16 protein-coding genes are annotated in these 14,991 nt (G+C 69.2%); 7 read left to right on the top strand and 9 right to left on the bottom strand.

Annotated features, from left to right (window positions below):
• Positions 1-136: 136 nt before the first annotated feature.
• On the bottom strand, positions 137-667 hold the full coding sequence (locus tag ACTWP6_RS28430; RefSeq protein ID WP_443189432.1) for a LuxR C-terminal-related transcriptional regulator: 531 nt from the start codon (positions 665-667) through the stop codon (positions 137-139).
• 382 nt (positions 668-1,049) lie between these two features.
• Between ACTWP6_RS28430 and ACTWP6_RS28425 the strand changes: the two genes are divergently transcribed.
• From ACTWP6_RS28425 to ACTWP6_RS28410, 4 genes are read left to right on the top strand one after another with little or no spacing between them, the layout of a single operon-like run.
• Positions 1,050-1,361 (top strand): DUF3303 domain-containing protein, encoded by a 312-nt coding sequence (locus ACTWP6_RS28425; RefSeq protein WP_260756550.1) that lies wholly within the window; start codon positions 1,050-1,052, stop codon positions 1,359-1,361.
• A 27-nt stretch (positions 1,362-1,388) separates the two neighbouring features.
• The gene (locus ACTWP6_RS28420; RefSeq protein WP_260756549.1) at positions 1,389-2,621 is read left to right on the top strand and encodes an FAD-dependent oxidoreductase; all 1,233 of its coding nucleotides are present in this window, start codon (positions 1,389-1,391) and stop codon (positions 2,619-2,621) included.
• A gap of 11 nt (positions 2,622-2,632) precedes the next feature.
• Positions 2,633-3,418 carry an SDR family NAD(P)-dependent oxidoreductase gene (locus ACTWP6_RS28415; RefSeq protein ID WP_260756548.1) on the top strand — a complete coding sequence of 262 codons (786 nt, stop codon included), beginning with the start codon at positions 2,633-2,635 and terminating at the stop codon, positions 3,416-3,418.
• Positions 3,419-3,474: 56 nt separating this feature from the next.
• Positions 3,475-4,185 (top strand): hypothetical protein, encoded by a 711-nt coding sequence (locus tag ACTWP6_RS28410; protein ID WP_396884926.1) that lies wholly within the window; start codon positions 3,475-3,477, stop codon positions 4,183-4,185.
• Here ACTWP6_RS28410 and ACTWP6_RS28405 read toward each other — a convergent pair.
• Positions 4,174-5,127 (bottom strand): L-lactate dehydrogenase, encoded by a 954-nt coding sequence (locus tag ACTWP6_RS28405; RefSeq protein ID WP_443189431.1) that lies wholly within the window; start codon positions 5,125-5,127, stop codon positions 4,174-4,176. The two genes, ACTWP6_RS28410 and ACTWP6_RS28405, sit on opposite strands and share 12 nt — an antisense overlap.
• 180 nt (positions 5,128-5,307) lie before the next feature.
• Entirely contained in the window at positions 5,308-7,047 is a 1,740-nt protein-coding gene (locus tag ACTWP6_RS28400) for an Hsp70 family protein (RefSeq protein ID WP_443189430.1), read from the bottom strand.
• Positions 7,048-7,119: 72 nt separating this feature from the next.
• On the opposite strand from ACTWP6_RS28400, the gene ACTWP6_RS28395 reads away from it, so the two are divergent.
• On the top strand, positions 7,120-7,578 hold the full coding sequence (locus ACTWP6_RS28395) for a nuclear transport factor 2 family protein (protein WP_260756543.1): 459 nt from the start codon (positions 7,120-7,122) through the stop codon (positions 7,576-7,578).
• A 12-nt stretch (positions 7,579-7,590) separates the two neighbouring features.
• Here the strand turns inward: ACTWP6_RS28395 and ACTWP6_RS28390 are convergent, their stop codons facing one another.
• From ACTWP6_RS28390 to ACTWP6_RS28380, 3 genes are read right to left on the bottom strand one after another with little or no spacing between them, the layout of a single operon-like run.
• Positions 7,591-8,256 (bottom strand): L,D-transpeptidase family protein, encoded by a 666-nt coding sequence (locus tag ACTWP6_RS28390; RefSeq protein WP_443189433.1) that lies wholly within the window; start codon positions 8,254-8,256, stop codon positions 7,591-7,593.
• Between the two features lie 13 nt (positions 8,257-8,269).
• Positions 8,270-9,085, bottom strand: coding sequence for an SRPBCC family protein (locus ACTWP6_RS28385; protein WP_443189429.1), 816 nt, complete (start codon positions 9,083-9,085; stop codon positions 8,270-8,272).
• A gap of 4 nt (positions 9,086-9,089) precedes the next feature.
• Positions 9,090-9,686: a winged helix-turn-helix domain-containing protein gene (locus ACTWP6_RS28380; RefSeq protein WP_260756541.1), complete on the bottom strand. Its 597-nt coding sequence runs from the start codon at positions 9,684-9,686 to the stop codon at positions 9,090-9,092.
• 62 nt (positions 9,687-9,748) lie between these two features.
• On the opposite strand from ACTWP6_RS28380, the gene ACTWP6_RS28375 reads away from it, so the two are divergent.
• Positions 9,749-11,242 carry a bifunctional phosphatase PAP2/diacylglycerol kinase family protein gene (locus ACTWP6_RS28375; RefSeq protein ID WP_443189428.1) on the top strand — a complete coding sequence of 498 codons (1,494 nt, stop codon included), beginning with the start codon at positions 9,749-9,751 and terminating at the stop codon, positions 11,240-11,242.
• Here the strand turns inward: ACTWP6_RS28375 and ACTWP6_RS28370 are convergent.
• Positions 11,196-11,858 (bottom strand): phosphatase PAP2 family protein, encoded by a 663-nt coding sequence (locus ACTWP6_RS28370; RefSeq protein WP_260756539.1) that lies wholly within the window; start codon positions 11,856-11,858, stop codon positions 11,196-11,198. The genes ACTWP6_RS28375 and ACTWP6_RS28370 overlap by 47 nt on opposite strands.
• Positions 11,859-11,900: 42 nt before the next feature.
• Here ACTWP6_RS28370 and ACTWP6_RS28365 point away from each other — a divergent pair, with 42 nt between their 5' ends.
• The gene (locus ACTWP6_RS28365; protein ID WP_260756538.1) at positions 11,901-12,383 is read left to right on the top strand and encodes a hypothetical protein; all 483 of its coding nucleotides are present in this window, start codon (positions 11,901-11,903) and stop codon (positions 12,381-12,383) included.
• A 7-nt stretch (positions 12,384-12,390) separates the two neighbouring features.
• On the opposite strand, the gene ACTWP6_RS28360 is transcribed toward ACTWP6_RS28365, so the two are convergent.
• Positions 12,391-13,296 (bottom strand): NAD-dependent epimerase/dehydratase family protein, encoded by a 906-nt coding sequence (locus ACTWP6_RS28360; protein ID WP_260756537.1) that lies wholly within the window; start codon positions 13,294-13,296, stop codon positions 12,391-12,393.
• Between the two features lie 22 nt (positions 13,297-13,318).
• Positions 13,319-14,827, bottom strand: a complete 1,509-nt coding sequence (locus ACTWP6_RS28355; RefSeq protein ID WP_260756536.1) for an HNH endonuclease signature motif containing protein — start codon at positions 14,825-14,827, stop codon at positions 13,319-13,321.
• Positions 14,828-14,991 lie beyond the last annotated feature (164 nt).

Genomic DNA, 14,991 nt, shown 5'->3' with positions numbered 1-14,991 from the left:
CCGAAAGGCCCGACCGGAGCGCACAGGAACAGCTGGACAGACCAGCAGATACCCCCTGCCCGCGACCAGGACCAGCCCTCAACAGCCCAGCGAGGCACACCTACCCCAATTCATCAGTGGATCGAGGTTTAGGGCGTCAGATCATGCCCTGGCGGATCGCCTCGGCGACCACCTGGGCTCGGCTGCGCGCGTCCAGGTGGCGTTCGGCATCGCGGATGGCGTACTTGACCGTCCGCTCGGAGCACCCGACGGTGTCGGAGATCTCTCTGGTTCCGTAGCCGGCGGCCAACAGTCGCAGCACCTGCAGCGATCGTTCGGGCAGGCCGCCCGGTGCGGCGCTCGGCCCGCCGGCGGCGACACCCACTTGGAGTCCGCTCGCTGCAGCCTGCACGGCTGCACCGAGCTGACTCTCGGTGAGTCGACCCCGGGGCAGCACGGCCACCACGTTCGCGCCCGCCGTGGCACCTCGGCGGGGCGCGTCGCTGCACACCAATGTGGGCTTGGCCGAACAAATTCCGGTAGCGGTCCGATCGGAGGCGATCACCACGTCAACGGCCTCGGGCACCGGTCCGGCCGCCCCTTCGAACACGATGCTGATGACGTCGCTGCCCTCCAAACAGGCTTGAACTCCACGGCGGAAGATGTGGTTCTCGTCGACCACCGCCACGCGAATCGCCCGGCGGCCATCGACGGCGGATCGATCGTTTCTCGCCTCCACGGGCCCCCCTGGTGACGTCACCGACCGGGTCTCCGAATCAACGGACTACATTGTGCCCCGCCGGGGACGCTGTTGTCGCGGGTACCGGGAAACCCGAATGCCACCGCCGCGGTGGCGGGCTACGCGCCCGGGCAAACCACAAGATCACGTGGGCCCCCACGCACCCGCAGTCGGCGAGTGAGCCGGTCACATTGGCAGCTAAAACACATTGCAAGAGCTATCTTTTGGCCCTTCAACTAGCTACTTCGAGCCTCGCCGGTTCGCCAGTACACCGCCGCCCCCCGGCGCACACTCGAGCCCGTCTGATTCAGCTTCAAACGAGGAGTTACCCATGAAGTACGCCATGACCTGGACGTCGCGGCTCGGCGGCTCGGGCAAGGAGAATGAGGAAGCGCTCCGTCGCGCGCTGGAACTGTTCTCCAAATGGCAGCCGCCGGCAGGCACCACATTCCACCAATTCGTCGGCCGCATCGACGGAGAAGGCGGCTTCGCCATCGTGGAGACCGACAACGCCACCGAACTGCTCACGGAAACAATGAAGTTCGCGCCGTTCAACACCTTCAACATCCATCCCGTCGTCGACATGAACGACTGGGCGCAGGCCGCCCAGGGGGGCATCGACTTCCGGAGTTCGATCGACTGAACACGGTTCGGCTGTCACCATGACCAGATGAGCACACGAACCACCTGCGCGATCGTGGGGGGTGGCCCGGCCGGCATGGTGCTGGGGCTGTTGCTGGCCCGGGCCGGTGTCGAGGTGACGGTGCTGGAGAAGCACGAGGACTTCCTGCGCGACTTCCGCGGCGACACCGTGCATCCCACCACGCTGCGGTTGATCGACGAGTTGGGGCTGTGGCCGAAGTTCTCCGCGCTGCCCCACAGCAGATTGCAGCGGGCGACCGTGGACGTGGCGCCCGGCCGGCGCGTCACCATGGTCGATTTCGGCCGGCTTCGCCGGCTGCCCCATCCGTACGTCGCGATGGTGCCGCAGTGGGATCTGCTCAATCTGCTCGCCGAGGCCGGTGAGGCCGAGCCGACGTTCACCCTGCGGATGCGCACCGAGGCCGTGGGGCTCATCCGCGACGTGGACAGGGTCGTAGGCGTCCGCTACCGGGACGACGACGGCTTCGGTGAGCTGCACGCCGACCTGACGATCGCCTGCGACGGCCGCAACTCCGTGCTGCGGCAGCAGACCGGACTGCGGGTCCGGGAGTTCCCGGTCAGTTTCGACGCATGGTGGTTCCGGCTGCCCCGCCCCGACGACGACACGATGTACACGCTGTTTCCCCGGCTGGCCCTCGGCAAGGCGATGATCGTCATCCCGCGCGAGGAGTACCTGCAGATCGCGCTGCTGATCCCGAAAGGCACCGACGCCGCGCAGCGGGCCCGCGGCCTGGATGCGTTCCGCGCGGACGTGCGGGCGCTGCTGCCCGAGGCAGCTGCCGTGGTGGACACGATCACCGATCTCGACCAGGTCAAGCATCTCGACGTCAAGATGAACCGGTTGAGCCGCTGGCACTGCGATGGGCTGCTGTTCCTGGGCGACGCCGCCCACGCGATGTCGCCGGCGGGTGGGGTCGGCATCAACGTGGCCATCCAGGACGGGGTGGCCGCCGCCCGGTTGCTCGCCGAGCCGTTGCGCGCCGGCACGGTGACCGCGCGGCAGCTGGCCGGGGTGCGACGCCGACGGGTGATCGCGACCGCACTGACCCAGGCCCTGCAGCGCCTGATCGACCGGCGACTGCTCGGCCCGATCCTGCGCGGCAACCTCGCCGGCCCGCCGCCGGGGCTGGTGCGCGCGGTAGAACGCATGCCCTGGCTGACGGTCATCCCGGCCTACCTCGTCGGGGTCGGGCTCCGCCCCGAGCGTGCACCCGAATTCGCGAGGCGGCCGCCCGCGTAGGGTCACCCCCCGTGACCGACACCGCCGCGCCGCGCAACCCGTTCGACCTCACCGGCCATGTGGCCGTGGTGACCGGCGGCGGCTCCGGCCTCGGGCTCGGCATGGCCGCGGGTCTGGCGCGCGCCGGGGCCACGGTCGCGATCCTCGGCCGTTCCACGCAGCGTCTGGAGGCCGCGGCGGCCTCGTTGCGCGGTCACGGCAATCCGGTGCTGCCGGTGGTCTGCGACGTCACCGACGAGCAGGCCGTCACCGACGCGATGGCGCGCATCCGCAGCGAGTTCGGTTATCTCGATTCATGTTTCGCCAACGCCGGAGTTCGCGGCACGTTCACCCCGGTGCTGGACACCTCACTGGAGGAGTTCCGTGAGGTGACGCGGGTGGACCTCGACGGCGTGTTCGTGACACTTCGCGAGGCGGCACGGCAGATGATCGCGGCCGGCCGCGGCGGCAGCCTGGTCGGGGTGTCAAGCCTGGGCGCGCTGCAGGGTATGCCCCGCCAGCCCGCCTACGCCGCGTCCAAGGCGGGGGTGACCTCGCTGATGGACAGCCTCGCGGTCGAGCTCGCGCGGCACGGCATCCGCGCCAACACCATCGCGCCGGGATGGTTCGTCACTGAGATGACCGCCGAGGGCATGACCGACGAACGGTTCCGTGCGCGGGTGTTGCCGCGTGTGCCGGTGCGACGGTGGGGTGCTGCCGAGGACGTCGCCGGTGTCGCGGTCTATCTGGCCAGCCCGGCCAGCGCGTACCACACCGGCGACGTGCTGCGTCTTGACGGCGGTTATCTGAAGTTCTAGGTGTCGGTGCCCACGTTTGAATTGAAGGTTCGCCGGACATCAAAGGAACCGTGAGCATGCTGCCGAGCACGATCCCGACACCCGCGGTGCAGATCACCGATGCCGGGGTGGACGCCGCGCTGAGCGCCGCGGTGCGGATCATCAACCCGCTGCTGGACGTGCTGTGGGGCACCGATCCGCTCGACCTGAAGCGCCGGGACGACGGCATCGGCCAACTGCTCAACGCGGTCGACCTTCCCGGCACCCGGTCCTGGGACGACATGGACGCCCACGACCGGATCAACTGGTGGGTGTGGCGGGTCGGCGCGCTGAACACCGTGGCGGTCGCGTTCCCCGGGGCGCTGGGAATCCTGGCCCGTCGGCTGCCGATCCAGGATCTGCTCGGATTCGTCAGCCAGGCCACCGTGCTGTGCGCGGTGGCGCGGGAACTTGGCGTCACCGATCACCGCACCCAGGTGCGCATGCTGGCGTCGGTGCTGTGCGACCGCGACCTCTCGGTGATCGTCTACGAGCCGAGCACAGACCGTCGCCTGGCCCGGATCCCGCAGAATCCGGCGGGCATCGTCACAGCGGTGTGGAACCTCGTCGGTCTCTTCGACGCGATCGGCGATGAGGTCGCCAAACGCCCGCACCCCCGTGCGCCGTTCCGGCTGCTCAACCTGCTGCCCGGGATCGGAGCGCTGGCTGCTTACTTCGGCGAGTGCGGAGCGCTGGCACGGGCGGCGAAGATGGGGCAGCGCTGGATCGAACGGCAGTCAAAGTCCTAGCGACTGCTGCGCTTGCAGCAGGGTGCCCGCCGACGCCTGAAGCCCGGCCAGTTCCGAATCCGACAGCGGCACCTCCAGCACCTCGCCTGCGCCGTGCGCGGTGACCACCGTGGGCAGCGAGAGCGCCACGCCGGAGATGCCGTGCGCGCCCTGCTGCACGGTGGACACGGGCAGCACCCGGTGCTGGTCGCCGAGGATCGCCTCGATGATCCGAGCCGACGACAGCCCGATCGCCAGGTTGGTCGCTCCCTTGCCTGCGATGATCTCGTAGGCCGCGTTGACCACCTCCGCCGAGATGCGGCGCCGGCTGTCCTCGTCGAACACCGGTACACCGTCGCGGCGGAACCGCGCGGCAGGCACACCGCCTACCGACACACTCGACCACAAGGAGATCTCCGAGTCTCCGTGCTCGCCGACGATGAAGCCGTGCACGTTTCCGACGGCCAGGTCGGCCTGTTCGGCGATCAGATACCGGAATCTGCTGGAGTCCAACACCGTTCCGGATCCGAAGATGTGGCCGGGGGCGGCGTCGACGGCGCGGGTGGCGGCGAAGGTGACCACGTCGACAGGGTTGGTGACGAACACGACGACAGCGTCGGGTGAGTGCTCGAGGAGTTGCGGCGTGAGTGTCTGGGCCATCGCGACGTTCGCCGCGGCGAGGTCCAGCCTGCTCTGGCCCGGCTTCTGTTTGGCGCCCGCGGTCACCACCACGACCGCCGAACCCGACGTCGCCGCGATGTCGTCGGAGCCGGTGATCCGGCAGTGCGGAACGAACTGGCTGCCGTGGTTGAGGTCGAGCACCTCGGCGCGCACCTTGGCGGCGTTGACGTCGTACAGCGCCAGCGCTCCGGCTGAGCCGCGGATCAGGCAGGCATAGGCGATCGCGGTGCCCACGCTGCCCATGCCGACTATCGAGACCTTGGTGTTCCGTTCGACGGGCATGGTCACATTCTGGTTCAGACGAAAGCTGGTTCAGACGAAAAGAATCGGCCCGATCGGCTGTCCCCTCCGCAGCCGATCGAACCGACGCTGCAAACATATGCGTGGGGTACCCCCCTGAGGAATCGGGGAAATCCCTATTTCTTCCCGCAGGAAGAACCAAGAACGCGGCGAAACCGCAGCTCAGGAGCCGTCAGGGACCGGGATCGGGATGGGGACCGGCACGAACGGCACCTCTACGTAGGTCGTCGTCATCGGGTTGGTCGTCGGCGGCACCGTCGTCGGCGGCACCGTCGTCGGGCGGGTCGTGGTCGGCTGAGTCGTGGTCGGCTGCGTCGTGGTGGTGGTCGGCTGAGTCGTCGTCGGCGTCGTCGTGGTCGGCGTCGTTGTCGTGGTGGTCGTGGTCGTGGTTGTGGTCGGCGACGTGGTCGTGGTCGTCGGCGCCACCGTCGGCGCAGTGGTCACCACCGGCGGAACGACCGTCTCCGGCGGGGGCGGCTGCTGTCGGGAGAGGGTGACCGTCTCGGGCGGGGCGGGAGGGGGCTCGGCCGAGGGCACCAGTGCGCTGCTCAGCGGCACGTTGCCGGGTGCCGGGGTGGTCGGCTCCGAGGTGTCCACGCTCGTGAGCGCGATCGCCGCCCCGCCGACGGCCAGCAGGGCCAGCGCGGCGACCACGCCGGTGACCGACAGCGGCAGCCGCGGACCGGGGGCGGCGTGGCTGTCCCCGTCGCCGGGCGGGATGACCTCGGTCTCGTAGGCGCCGGACAGCGCATACGGATTGGGCCGCTGTTCGGGGATCTCGCCGGTGAACGGGACGACGTCGTCGTCGGTCGAGTCGTCCTGCGACCACGCCAAGGCATACGTGCTGTCCTGCTCGGGGGTGGCCACGGTGGCTGTCTGGGCGCTGCGTCCGTACGCGGCGATCAGCGCGGCGCCGGCGGCCGCGTCGAGCGCGGGACGCGGCGTCGCCACCACCGGGACCCGAAACCGCTGCGAAACCTGTTCTGCGACAAATGGGATCGCCGATCCGCCGCCGACGAGCGCAACCGTCGAGACGCTGTTCCAGCCGATGCCGGCGCGCATCAGAACCTGCTCGAGCGCGGCGAACAGCCCGTCGACGGGACGCGCGATGAGTTCTTCGAGTTCGGCGCGGGTCAGACGGACCTCGCCCTGATAGCCCGGCAGGGCAACGCTCAGCTCGGTGGCGGTCTGCGCCGACAGGCGTTCCTTGGCGGCGCGGCACTGCTCACGCAGCGCGCTCAGCGACCCGACCGCCGCCGTCTGCTCGGGATCCACCCCGCCCCCGACGCCGCCGAGTACGTGACTCAGCACCGCCTGGTCGATCTGGTCCCCGGCGAGCTCGGCGAACCGTTCGGTCCCTCCGATGATCGTGAACGCCGACGCGGCGTCGGCGAGGGTGATGCCGGTGCCGCCGCCTCCGAGGTCGAGCAGCACCACCACTCCGCGACGGTTCAAGCCCGGGTCGGCGTTCAGCGCGGTCAGCGCCGCCTCGGCGTCCGGGATCAGACGCGGGACGGCGCCACCTGGGGTCAGCACGGCGCTGGCCCGCAGCGTGTCGGCCAGCGCGGCGCTCGCCTCGGCACCCCAGTAGGACGGCACGGAGATCGCGACGTCCGACGGCGGCTGCGGCGCGGCGAGCGCGGCCATGGCTTCGAGTGCTTCGACCACCAGTTGTGCGGCCGGGTAGGAGGCGCCGTCGGGGGCGACCAGCGGAACAGTGTCCCCGACGCGTTCGACGAACCCGGACAGCACCACCCCGCCGGGGCGGCTGCCGGACACACCGACCTCGGGGGCGGCGTGGCCGTACAGGGTGAGCACTGAACGCCGGATCACCGGCTGCCGGCCGACTGTCGCCGCCGCGAGGTTGGTGGTTCCGATGGACAGCCCCAACGCATCGCTCATGATTCAGGCCACCCTAAACGATTTGCCCACCGCAACCACCGAGGCACCGCCGCGTGTGCTGCAATGACGCTCATGAGTGACATCGATGACATCAAGCAGGTCAAGTACCGCTACCTCCGTGCCCTGGACACCAAGCATTGGGACGAGTTCGCCGACACGCTCACCGAGGATGTCATCGGCCGTTACGGCGAATCGATCGGTGAGGAGCACCACTTCACCAACCGCGACGACCTGGTGAATTTCATGCGCAACTCGCTGGGCCCGGAGATCCTCACCGAGCACCGGGTCAACCACCCGGAGATCACCGTCGACGGTGACCAGGCCAGCGCGATCTGGTACCTGCAGGACCGGGTGATCGCACCCGACTTCAACTTCATGCTGATCGGCGCCGGCTTCTATCACGACCGCTACCGCCGCACGCCGGCCGGCTGGCGGATCTGCGAGACCGGTTACGACCGCACCTATGACGCGTCGATGAGCCTGGAGGCGCTGAATTTCAAGGTCAAGGCCGGGCGCGCGCTCAACATCTGATCGTCCGACGGGTCACTGCGTGATCGCGATCATCGCGCCGGGCCGCAGCCAGCGCATGATCTTGACCAGGGTGCCGTCGTCGATGGCCACGCAGCCCGCGGTGGGTCCCCCATCGGTGCTGTGCACGAAGAACGCGCCGCCCTTGCCGGGGATGCGTTCCTTGTTCACTCCCATGACCACCGCGTGGGCGTACTGCGGGATGTCGAGGTTCTCGGTGCCGGCGCTCAGCGAGGTGTCGAACGGGCAGTTCGCCTTGTCGCACACCTGCATGGTGTTGTAGGTGGGGCTCTTCATGTCGCCGTCCCACCAGTGGTTGGGCCCGACCTGGACGTAGCGCAGACCGCCGCCGGGGTTCGGTTGGGTGCCGAAGGCGAAGTCGAGCGTGTAGACGCCTTTCGGCGTCATCATCGAACCGTCGAAGTGGTTGGGCGACATGCCTTTTGCGCCTATCTTGGCGGGGATGCCGACACCGCCGGCCACCGGCTGCCAGCCGGCCGCGGTGCGCTCCCACACGTCGAGTTTGGCGTCCGAGCCGCCGGTGCCGGTGACGGCGAGCACCTGGGTCGCCGGGCCGACCGAGTTTGCGAACCACGGCGCGAATTCGGCCGAAACGCGCGGCGCGGCAGGTGCAGCTAGCAGCGCGACGACGCCCAGCGCAACCGTCAGGCAGCGCAGCATGTTTCGGAGTCGGTCAGGGTGCGACGCTGTCGGCATGCACCAACTGTGCCATCCATGACCGCCAGCGCGGCGCTTCTGCGCCTGCAATGTCGGTCGCGGTGTCGCCGTACAGGTACACGGTGACCGAGAGTCTCACCCGGTCGCCGGACAGGCAGCCGCCCACCACTGCGACCCCGGGGGCGGGGGAATCCAGCCGGACCATCACGTTGCGGAACTCCGCGGTGTGGTGCACACATTCGACTGTGCCGGCAAGCTGGGGAACGCCCGGCGGGGTGGCATACCGGTGACCGACGTCGAGTCCCGCGATACCCACCGCGGACGCCAGATCCGACCACGCCCGGACCATGTCTCCCGGATGCTCGACGGCAGCGAAGACGTTGGCGGCGCGCTGCCCGGCGAAGTCACGCAGATACACGCGCAGCACGTCGAAGAAGCCGGGCCAGCCAGTCTCGAAGGTCTCCATCTCGTCGTCCCAGTCGTCGCGGTCGGTGAACAGACTGTGCACCATGCGCACCACGCAGCGGTCGCCGGAGTGACTGGTGATGACCACTTCGGTCGCCAGCGGCGGTGCGTCGCCGCTCCAATCACGCTCCTCGTACCCGAGTCGGCTGGGAGGCTGCCACTCGGTGACCACCGCAGAGCTGGTGACTCCGCCACCGAAGTCGAATTCGATTGCACCGCCGACACGTTCGTCGACCGACGTGGGAGTGAACCATGCACTCATCCCGGGACCGGTGGCGATCGCGTGCCACACCTGCTCGGGCGTGCCGGGTACAAGAAACTCCATCTCGACCCAGCGGTGTCCGTCGCCGTCCTTCTTCAATGCCATGTGACTACGTCCTTTTCTGCTCGGTGGCCGGCATCGGATAGGCGGTGAGCACCACGCGATGCGCTCGCCCGCCGGGGTCGGTTTCGTCGTGATAGCGCGCGGCCAGTGCGGTCACGGCGCGCGCCAGCTCCTCGGTGAACGCGGCTCGGTCCGCGGCCGACCGGAACGTCACAGCGGTGTCGATCGTCAACGTCGCAAGCCGCTTCTGGTTGTCGCGGGCCGCCCGGCACAGGTCGCCGACCTCGCGGACGGCGCGGGCCGCGACCGCGATGAGATAGCTCGCCGACACCCGGTCACGCGCCCTGCCCGGATCGGCCGCGACAGGACCGAGCGCGGCCGGCGAGACGACGTAGGACGCGGCCGTGGCGACCAGTAGCCGCTCGGTCAGTCCGCCCCAGCGGCGCTCACCGGCCGCAGCGACCAAGCCGTGTCGTTCCAGCGCACGCAGGTGGTAGTTGACCTTCTGTCGGGCGACACCGACCTTCGCAGCAAGAGCCGCGGCCGAGGCCGGCTCGGACAGTTCCGCCAGCAATCTGCTGCGCATCGGGTCCAGCGCTGACGCCGCCGCGGACGGGTCGGCGATCACCTCAACGTCCAGCACGTCGCCATCGTCACCTTGACAAAGTTATTTGTCAATGGCGGGTGCCACGTAGGTTGGGCGTCATGGAGCTTTTGTCTGTGCGACGTCGCGGCCGTGGGATTCGTCAGATCGGGGCCGGCCTCGGCACACTGGACCGCGAAGTCTTCGAGGCCGTGGCGGAGTCGCCGAGCCCGTTGCTCGACGCGGTGATGCCAACGCTGACCAAGGCCGCCGACCACTCCAAGCTGTGGTTCGCCATCGCCGCCGGGCTGGCGGCGTTCGGCACACCGGCGGCGCGGCGCGGGGCCGCCCGCGGGGTGCTGAGCCTGGGGGTGACGAGCCTGGTCACCAATCAGGGCGCCAAGCGGATCTGGAAGCGGGAGCGGCCGAACTGGATCATCATTCCGCTCGCGCGGCGGACACGCAGATATCCGACCTCGAATTCGTTGCCGTCCGGGCATTCGGCCAGCGCCGCCGCGTTCGCCGTCGGGGTCGGCTTGGAGAGCCCGCCGCTGGGGCTGGGGCTGGCGCTGCTGGCCGGGATGGTCGGGATGTCACGGGTTGCGACCGGCGCGCACTATCCCGGCGACGTGCTGGCCGGCCTGGGCCTCGGCGCGGGTATCGCGGTGCTCGGCGCGCGCGTCGTCCCGCCGGTCGTGGAGACCCGACTGCCCACCGCCGAACCGCTGCGGGTGGAGCAGCCCGCCCGGCCGGACGGTAAGGGAGTCACCCTGGTCATCAACCCGGCGTCGGGCAGCGGGACGGGTGCGCGGGTGCTCGACGAGGTACGCGAGGCGCTGCCGCAGGCCGAGATCGTGGAACTCGAAGAGGACGACGACGTGGTGGAGGTGCTGAAGTCGGCCGCACAGCGCGCCGAGGTGCTCGGCGTCGGAGGCGGTGACGGGACGGTCGCCACGGCGGCGGCGGTCGCGGCGGGCGCGGGCCTGCCGCTGGCGGTGTTCCCCGCGGGCACGTTCAATCACTTCGCCAAGGACATCGGCTGCGACACGGCGGCGAAGACCATCCAGACCATCCAGCAGGGCTCGGTGTCGTGCGTGGACCTGGTGTGCCTGAACGAGAAGCAGATGGTGGTCAACACCGCCAGCATCGGCGCCTATCCGCAGTTCGTGGCCACCCGGGAGAAGCTGGAGCACAAGATCGGCAAGCCGTTGGCCGGCATCTACGCCATGTTCCACACCCTGCGCCGTGGTCAGCCGGTGCGGATCGCCTACGACAACAAAACCCTGCAGACGTCGTTGTTCTTCCTGGGCAACTCGACCTACCTGCCGTCGGGCTTCGCGCCGTCGCGACGCACCCGGATGGACGACGGCCTGCTGGACGTCCGGATCCTGGAGACCGGCAAGCGGCTCAGCAGGCTGCGCATCCTGACCGCGGTGATCTTGGGCCGGCTGGAGCGCAGTCCGCTCTACCACGAGATGCGGGTGCCGAAGTTCTCATTCCGCTCGGTGGACGGCCCGACGGTGCTGGCCCTCGACGGGGAGGTCGGCACCGAGGTGACCGAGGCCACCTTCAGCGCGCAGTATCGAGCTCTGCCGGTCTTTCGGCCGCTGCCGTGAACGGCGGCACCAGCAGCAGGCACGCAACGAAGTAGGCGTACCCGAGAGCCCATCCGGCGATCACGTCCGAGGGGTGGTGCACGTTGAGCACCACCCGCCCGGCACCGACGGTCAGCACCACGAGGACGCCGAGGGCGACCAGCCAGCCGCGCCACACCGGACGGACCACCGGCAGCACCACGGTCAACAGCGCCGCGACCGACGCCATGACTCCGAGGGCGTGGCCGGACGGGAACGACGACGACAGCGCGGACACCATCGCGGTGTCCGGTCGCGGCCGGGCGGCGATGTATTTGGTGAGCTCGGTGAGCACGCCGCTGAGTTCGACGGTGAGCAGCAGGAAGACCGCGAGCCGGAGGTGGCGGCGGATCAGCGCGATCACGATGACGATCAGTACCACCAGGCGGAACGCCCCGGGGCCGAGGACGGTACAGAAGACATCCCAGGCGGTCACCCACCCGGGGCGGGTCTCACCGAACCGGAACGCGGGGTCGAGCGCGTCGGCGTCGATGCCCGCCAGCCACGGCCAGCCCTGGACGAATCCCACCCACATCAGCAGATACACCGCGATGGCGGCGGCGGCACTGGCGAGCAGCCATCCGGTGCGCAACTTCACCTGACAAGCTGTACCACCGGCGTGCTGAGCTACCGTTCGGACATGGCCGTATTTCTGCGGAAGCTGTTCCGAATCGGCAAGCTTCCCAGCGCGTTGCGCGCGGAGGTCGAGGCCGAGGGCGTGCTGTTCCTGTCCGAGTACGTGGCTGTGACGCGCCGGTTCCGGGGCGCCGTGCCCGGGCTGCGCTCCAGCGGCAGCATCGCCAGCTATGTCGGTTCACTCGTGGTGACCGAGGAACGGGTGCTGGCCACGCTGTCGTCGCTGCCCAAGCTGGCGGGCCGGACCATCGACGTGCGTTGGGACGCCCCGCAATCCGGCGCGGTGACCGCCGAACTGTCAGAAACGGGGCTGATGCTGGACGTGGATGTCGCCGCCGTGGACCCGCGCTGCTCCGGGGAGCTGTCGCTGCACTACAAGGAGCGCATTCCTCCCGACGTACTGGCGCGACTGCCCCGGAGGACGCTCGCCTATGACGTGCCGCCGGAATTCGTGTTCCGTGCCGTCGGGGTGCCGTACCACCCGTAGGCAGCCGTCAGGCCACCGCCATCACCCGGTAGCCGTCCCACACACTCGGGTATCTCGGCCGCCACGGTGTCACCGCGCGCAGCCGCGCATTGCTCACTCGCAGTGACCTGGTCATCGAGGTCGCGCGATCCCCCGCCAGCAGTGCCGTCCGGCCCGGCGGGTGCAGCCAGGGTTTGACGCCTACGGCAGCTGCCATCGCCGCGCTGTTCTGTTTCGCGGTGACGGGGCAGTCGTCGGCGACGTTGTAGGTGCCGGGCGCTGCCTCCAGGGCGGCGACGACCGCCGCGGCCGCGTCGGCCAGGTGTATTGAGGACATGTAGCTGTCGGGCCGTCCCGCCTGAAACGCGATGCGGCGGCGGGCCAGCGCCATGATCGTCTCGCTGTGGGCCGCACCTGGTCCGTAGAAGAACCCGAATCTGAGGATGATGGACGCACCGCCGTTCTGGCCGAACCTGCGACTGCTCGCCTCGGCGCCGTGGTTTCCCACCGCGATCGGGTAGTGGTCGACCGGCCAGGTCTCGTCGATCCACCTGGTGCCACCGTCGCGGTAGATCATCGACACCGACTCTTGCACCACGCGCTCGACGCCCGCCGCGATCGCCGCGTCGACGAGTGTCGCCGACCCCTGGATCCGGATCCGGTGGCACTCCTTCCATGCCGACTTCAGCATGAAGCGCTCGGTCGACGGCAACGACGACGCCAGGTTCACCACTGCGGCGTGCCCGCGGAACGCCGCAGTCAGCGCGTCGCGGTCGAACAGCGACACCTGCACCGCCGTGGCGCCCTGCCGTTGCAGCGCCTGCGCTTTCGCTTCACTGCGCGCCATGGCCGTCACCTCGTGACCGGCGGCGACCAACGCGGGCACCGCATACCCACCGATTGCTCCGGTGCCGCCGGTGACGAAGACCCGCATGCTCGTCACGCTAGCCCGCGGTTCAGCACGGCGGGCCCCCGTTCCGGGGTTCCAGCAGCGCCTCGTTCTCGCGGCGCTGCTCGGCGAGCCGCTGGGCTCGTGCCTGGACGCGGGTCTGGGTGCGCCGCGGCATGCCCAGACCGGAGAGCCGACCAGGGGTCGGCACCCGATCGGACGCGGCGACATCGACGGGAGCTGTCGGCCGGCACAGCGCCGGGAACAGCACCCTGCTTCCCGGCCGGGTGGTCACCACCTGGCCGCCCGGCGACGTCCACACGACGGTGCCGTCCGGGGACTGGACATCGCGCCAGCCCCAAAAAGTCTTGAGCAAGTGGTGTTTTCGGCACAGCGCTTTCAGGTTCGACGCCTGTGTCGGGCCCACCGGATAGGGAATCGTATGGTCCAGATCGCAACGATCGGCAGGCACGTCGCAGCCCGGGAACCGGCACGTTATGTCGCGGCAGCGAACGAAGTCGGCCAGCTTCGCCGACGGGACGTACCGCGACTCCGGTGGTGACTGTCCCGGATGGATCAGCCGCCGGATCGTCGCCGTCTTGGCCACCACGGCCGCCAGCAGCGGCGCCGGCAGCACCGCTCCCCCGAGGGTCATCCCCGGATTGGTCTTCGCCGGGCCCCACCCCTCGGGAGAAGCAAGCAAATCCCGGCCCGTTCGTTGCTCGGGCTCGGGCACGTGCTCGCCGTGGGCGCTGAACGGGGTGTCGTCGCTCAGGCTCTCTTCTTCGGCGATCACAAGTACCACCACCGCGCTCGGGGCACGCCCCGCGGCTGGGCAGTCATCGGTGCCGCACAGACACGTCAAGCGGTCCGCCTTGGCCGACATCGCCCCTATCGCCGCCGCTCGTCGCTGATCCCTATTTCTGGGGTCTCGGTTGCAGACGCTGCCGGCCAACTCGTCGAGCCGACGATCAAGAGCCTCTCCGTCATGCTCATGTAGGACCGCCTCGACGTAACACACTCCGGAACCGTTCTCGGCCGGTGTCACATCGACATGGCACGACCTCGACGAGCCCTCCGCCCGCACCACAGCGGCAGGGTCGAATCGGTCGACCCAGTAGTCGATTTCGCTCTCCTGCTTGGCCTTCGACAGCGATCCCCACGCGGTGATTTGAGCAGCGATCTCCACATCGACCTTCGCCCTGGCGTCCGGGTCGGCGATCAGCCGGGTGCGTCTCACCGCAGCTCTGGCGAGCCGGTACGAGATCGCGCCGGAAGCAAACACTTCGGCCACCTGCGGCATCCGTTGCCGCAGCGACCATGCGTCGAGAAGCTCGTTGGAGGCCACGCCGGGCGAAACGTTCTGCGCCGCGGCCACCTCGGCCGACACCGCATCCCAGTTGTCCAGGCACCACTGCTCGCGCTCGGCGCTGTCCTTGTCGGCGAGCTTCGACTCCAGCACGTCCGCCATCGCGGACAGCCGGCGCGCCACCGCCGCGTTCTCCGCGCGCGCCCACGCGCCGATCGCCGCGGCACCACGCGACCGCAGCGCTTCGGCCGCCAGTTCTTCGAACATGCTTTCGATAGTAGTGGGCCTCAGGCCCACCCAGACGGCGCGTTGACTCATCCGAAATGCGCGTGAAAGGCCTCGAAATGATGCTTCGTTGCCTCACTAAAAATGCGCGCGTGTGCGGCGCGCCTACGTGATCGGTCAGCTACGAACTCAGTAGGCCCAGATGA

It is taken from the genome of Mycobacterium sp. 4D054, assembly GCF_052245755.1.
In the GTDB taxonomy this organism is placed as follows: Bacteria; Actinomycetota; Actinomycetes; order Mycobacteriales; family Mycobacteriaceae; genus Mycobacterium.
The sequence above is the reverse complement of the archived record's forward strand: the minus strand, read 5'-3'. Positions and strand labels throughout refer to the sequence as shown.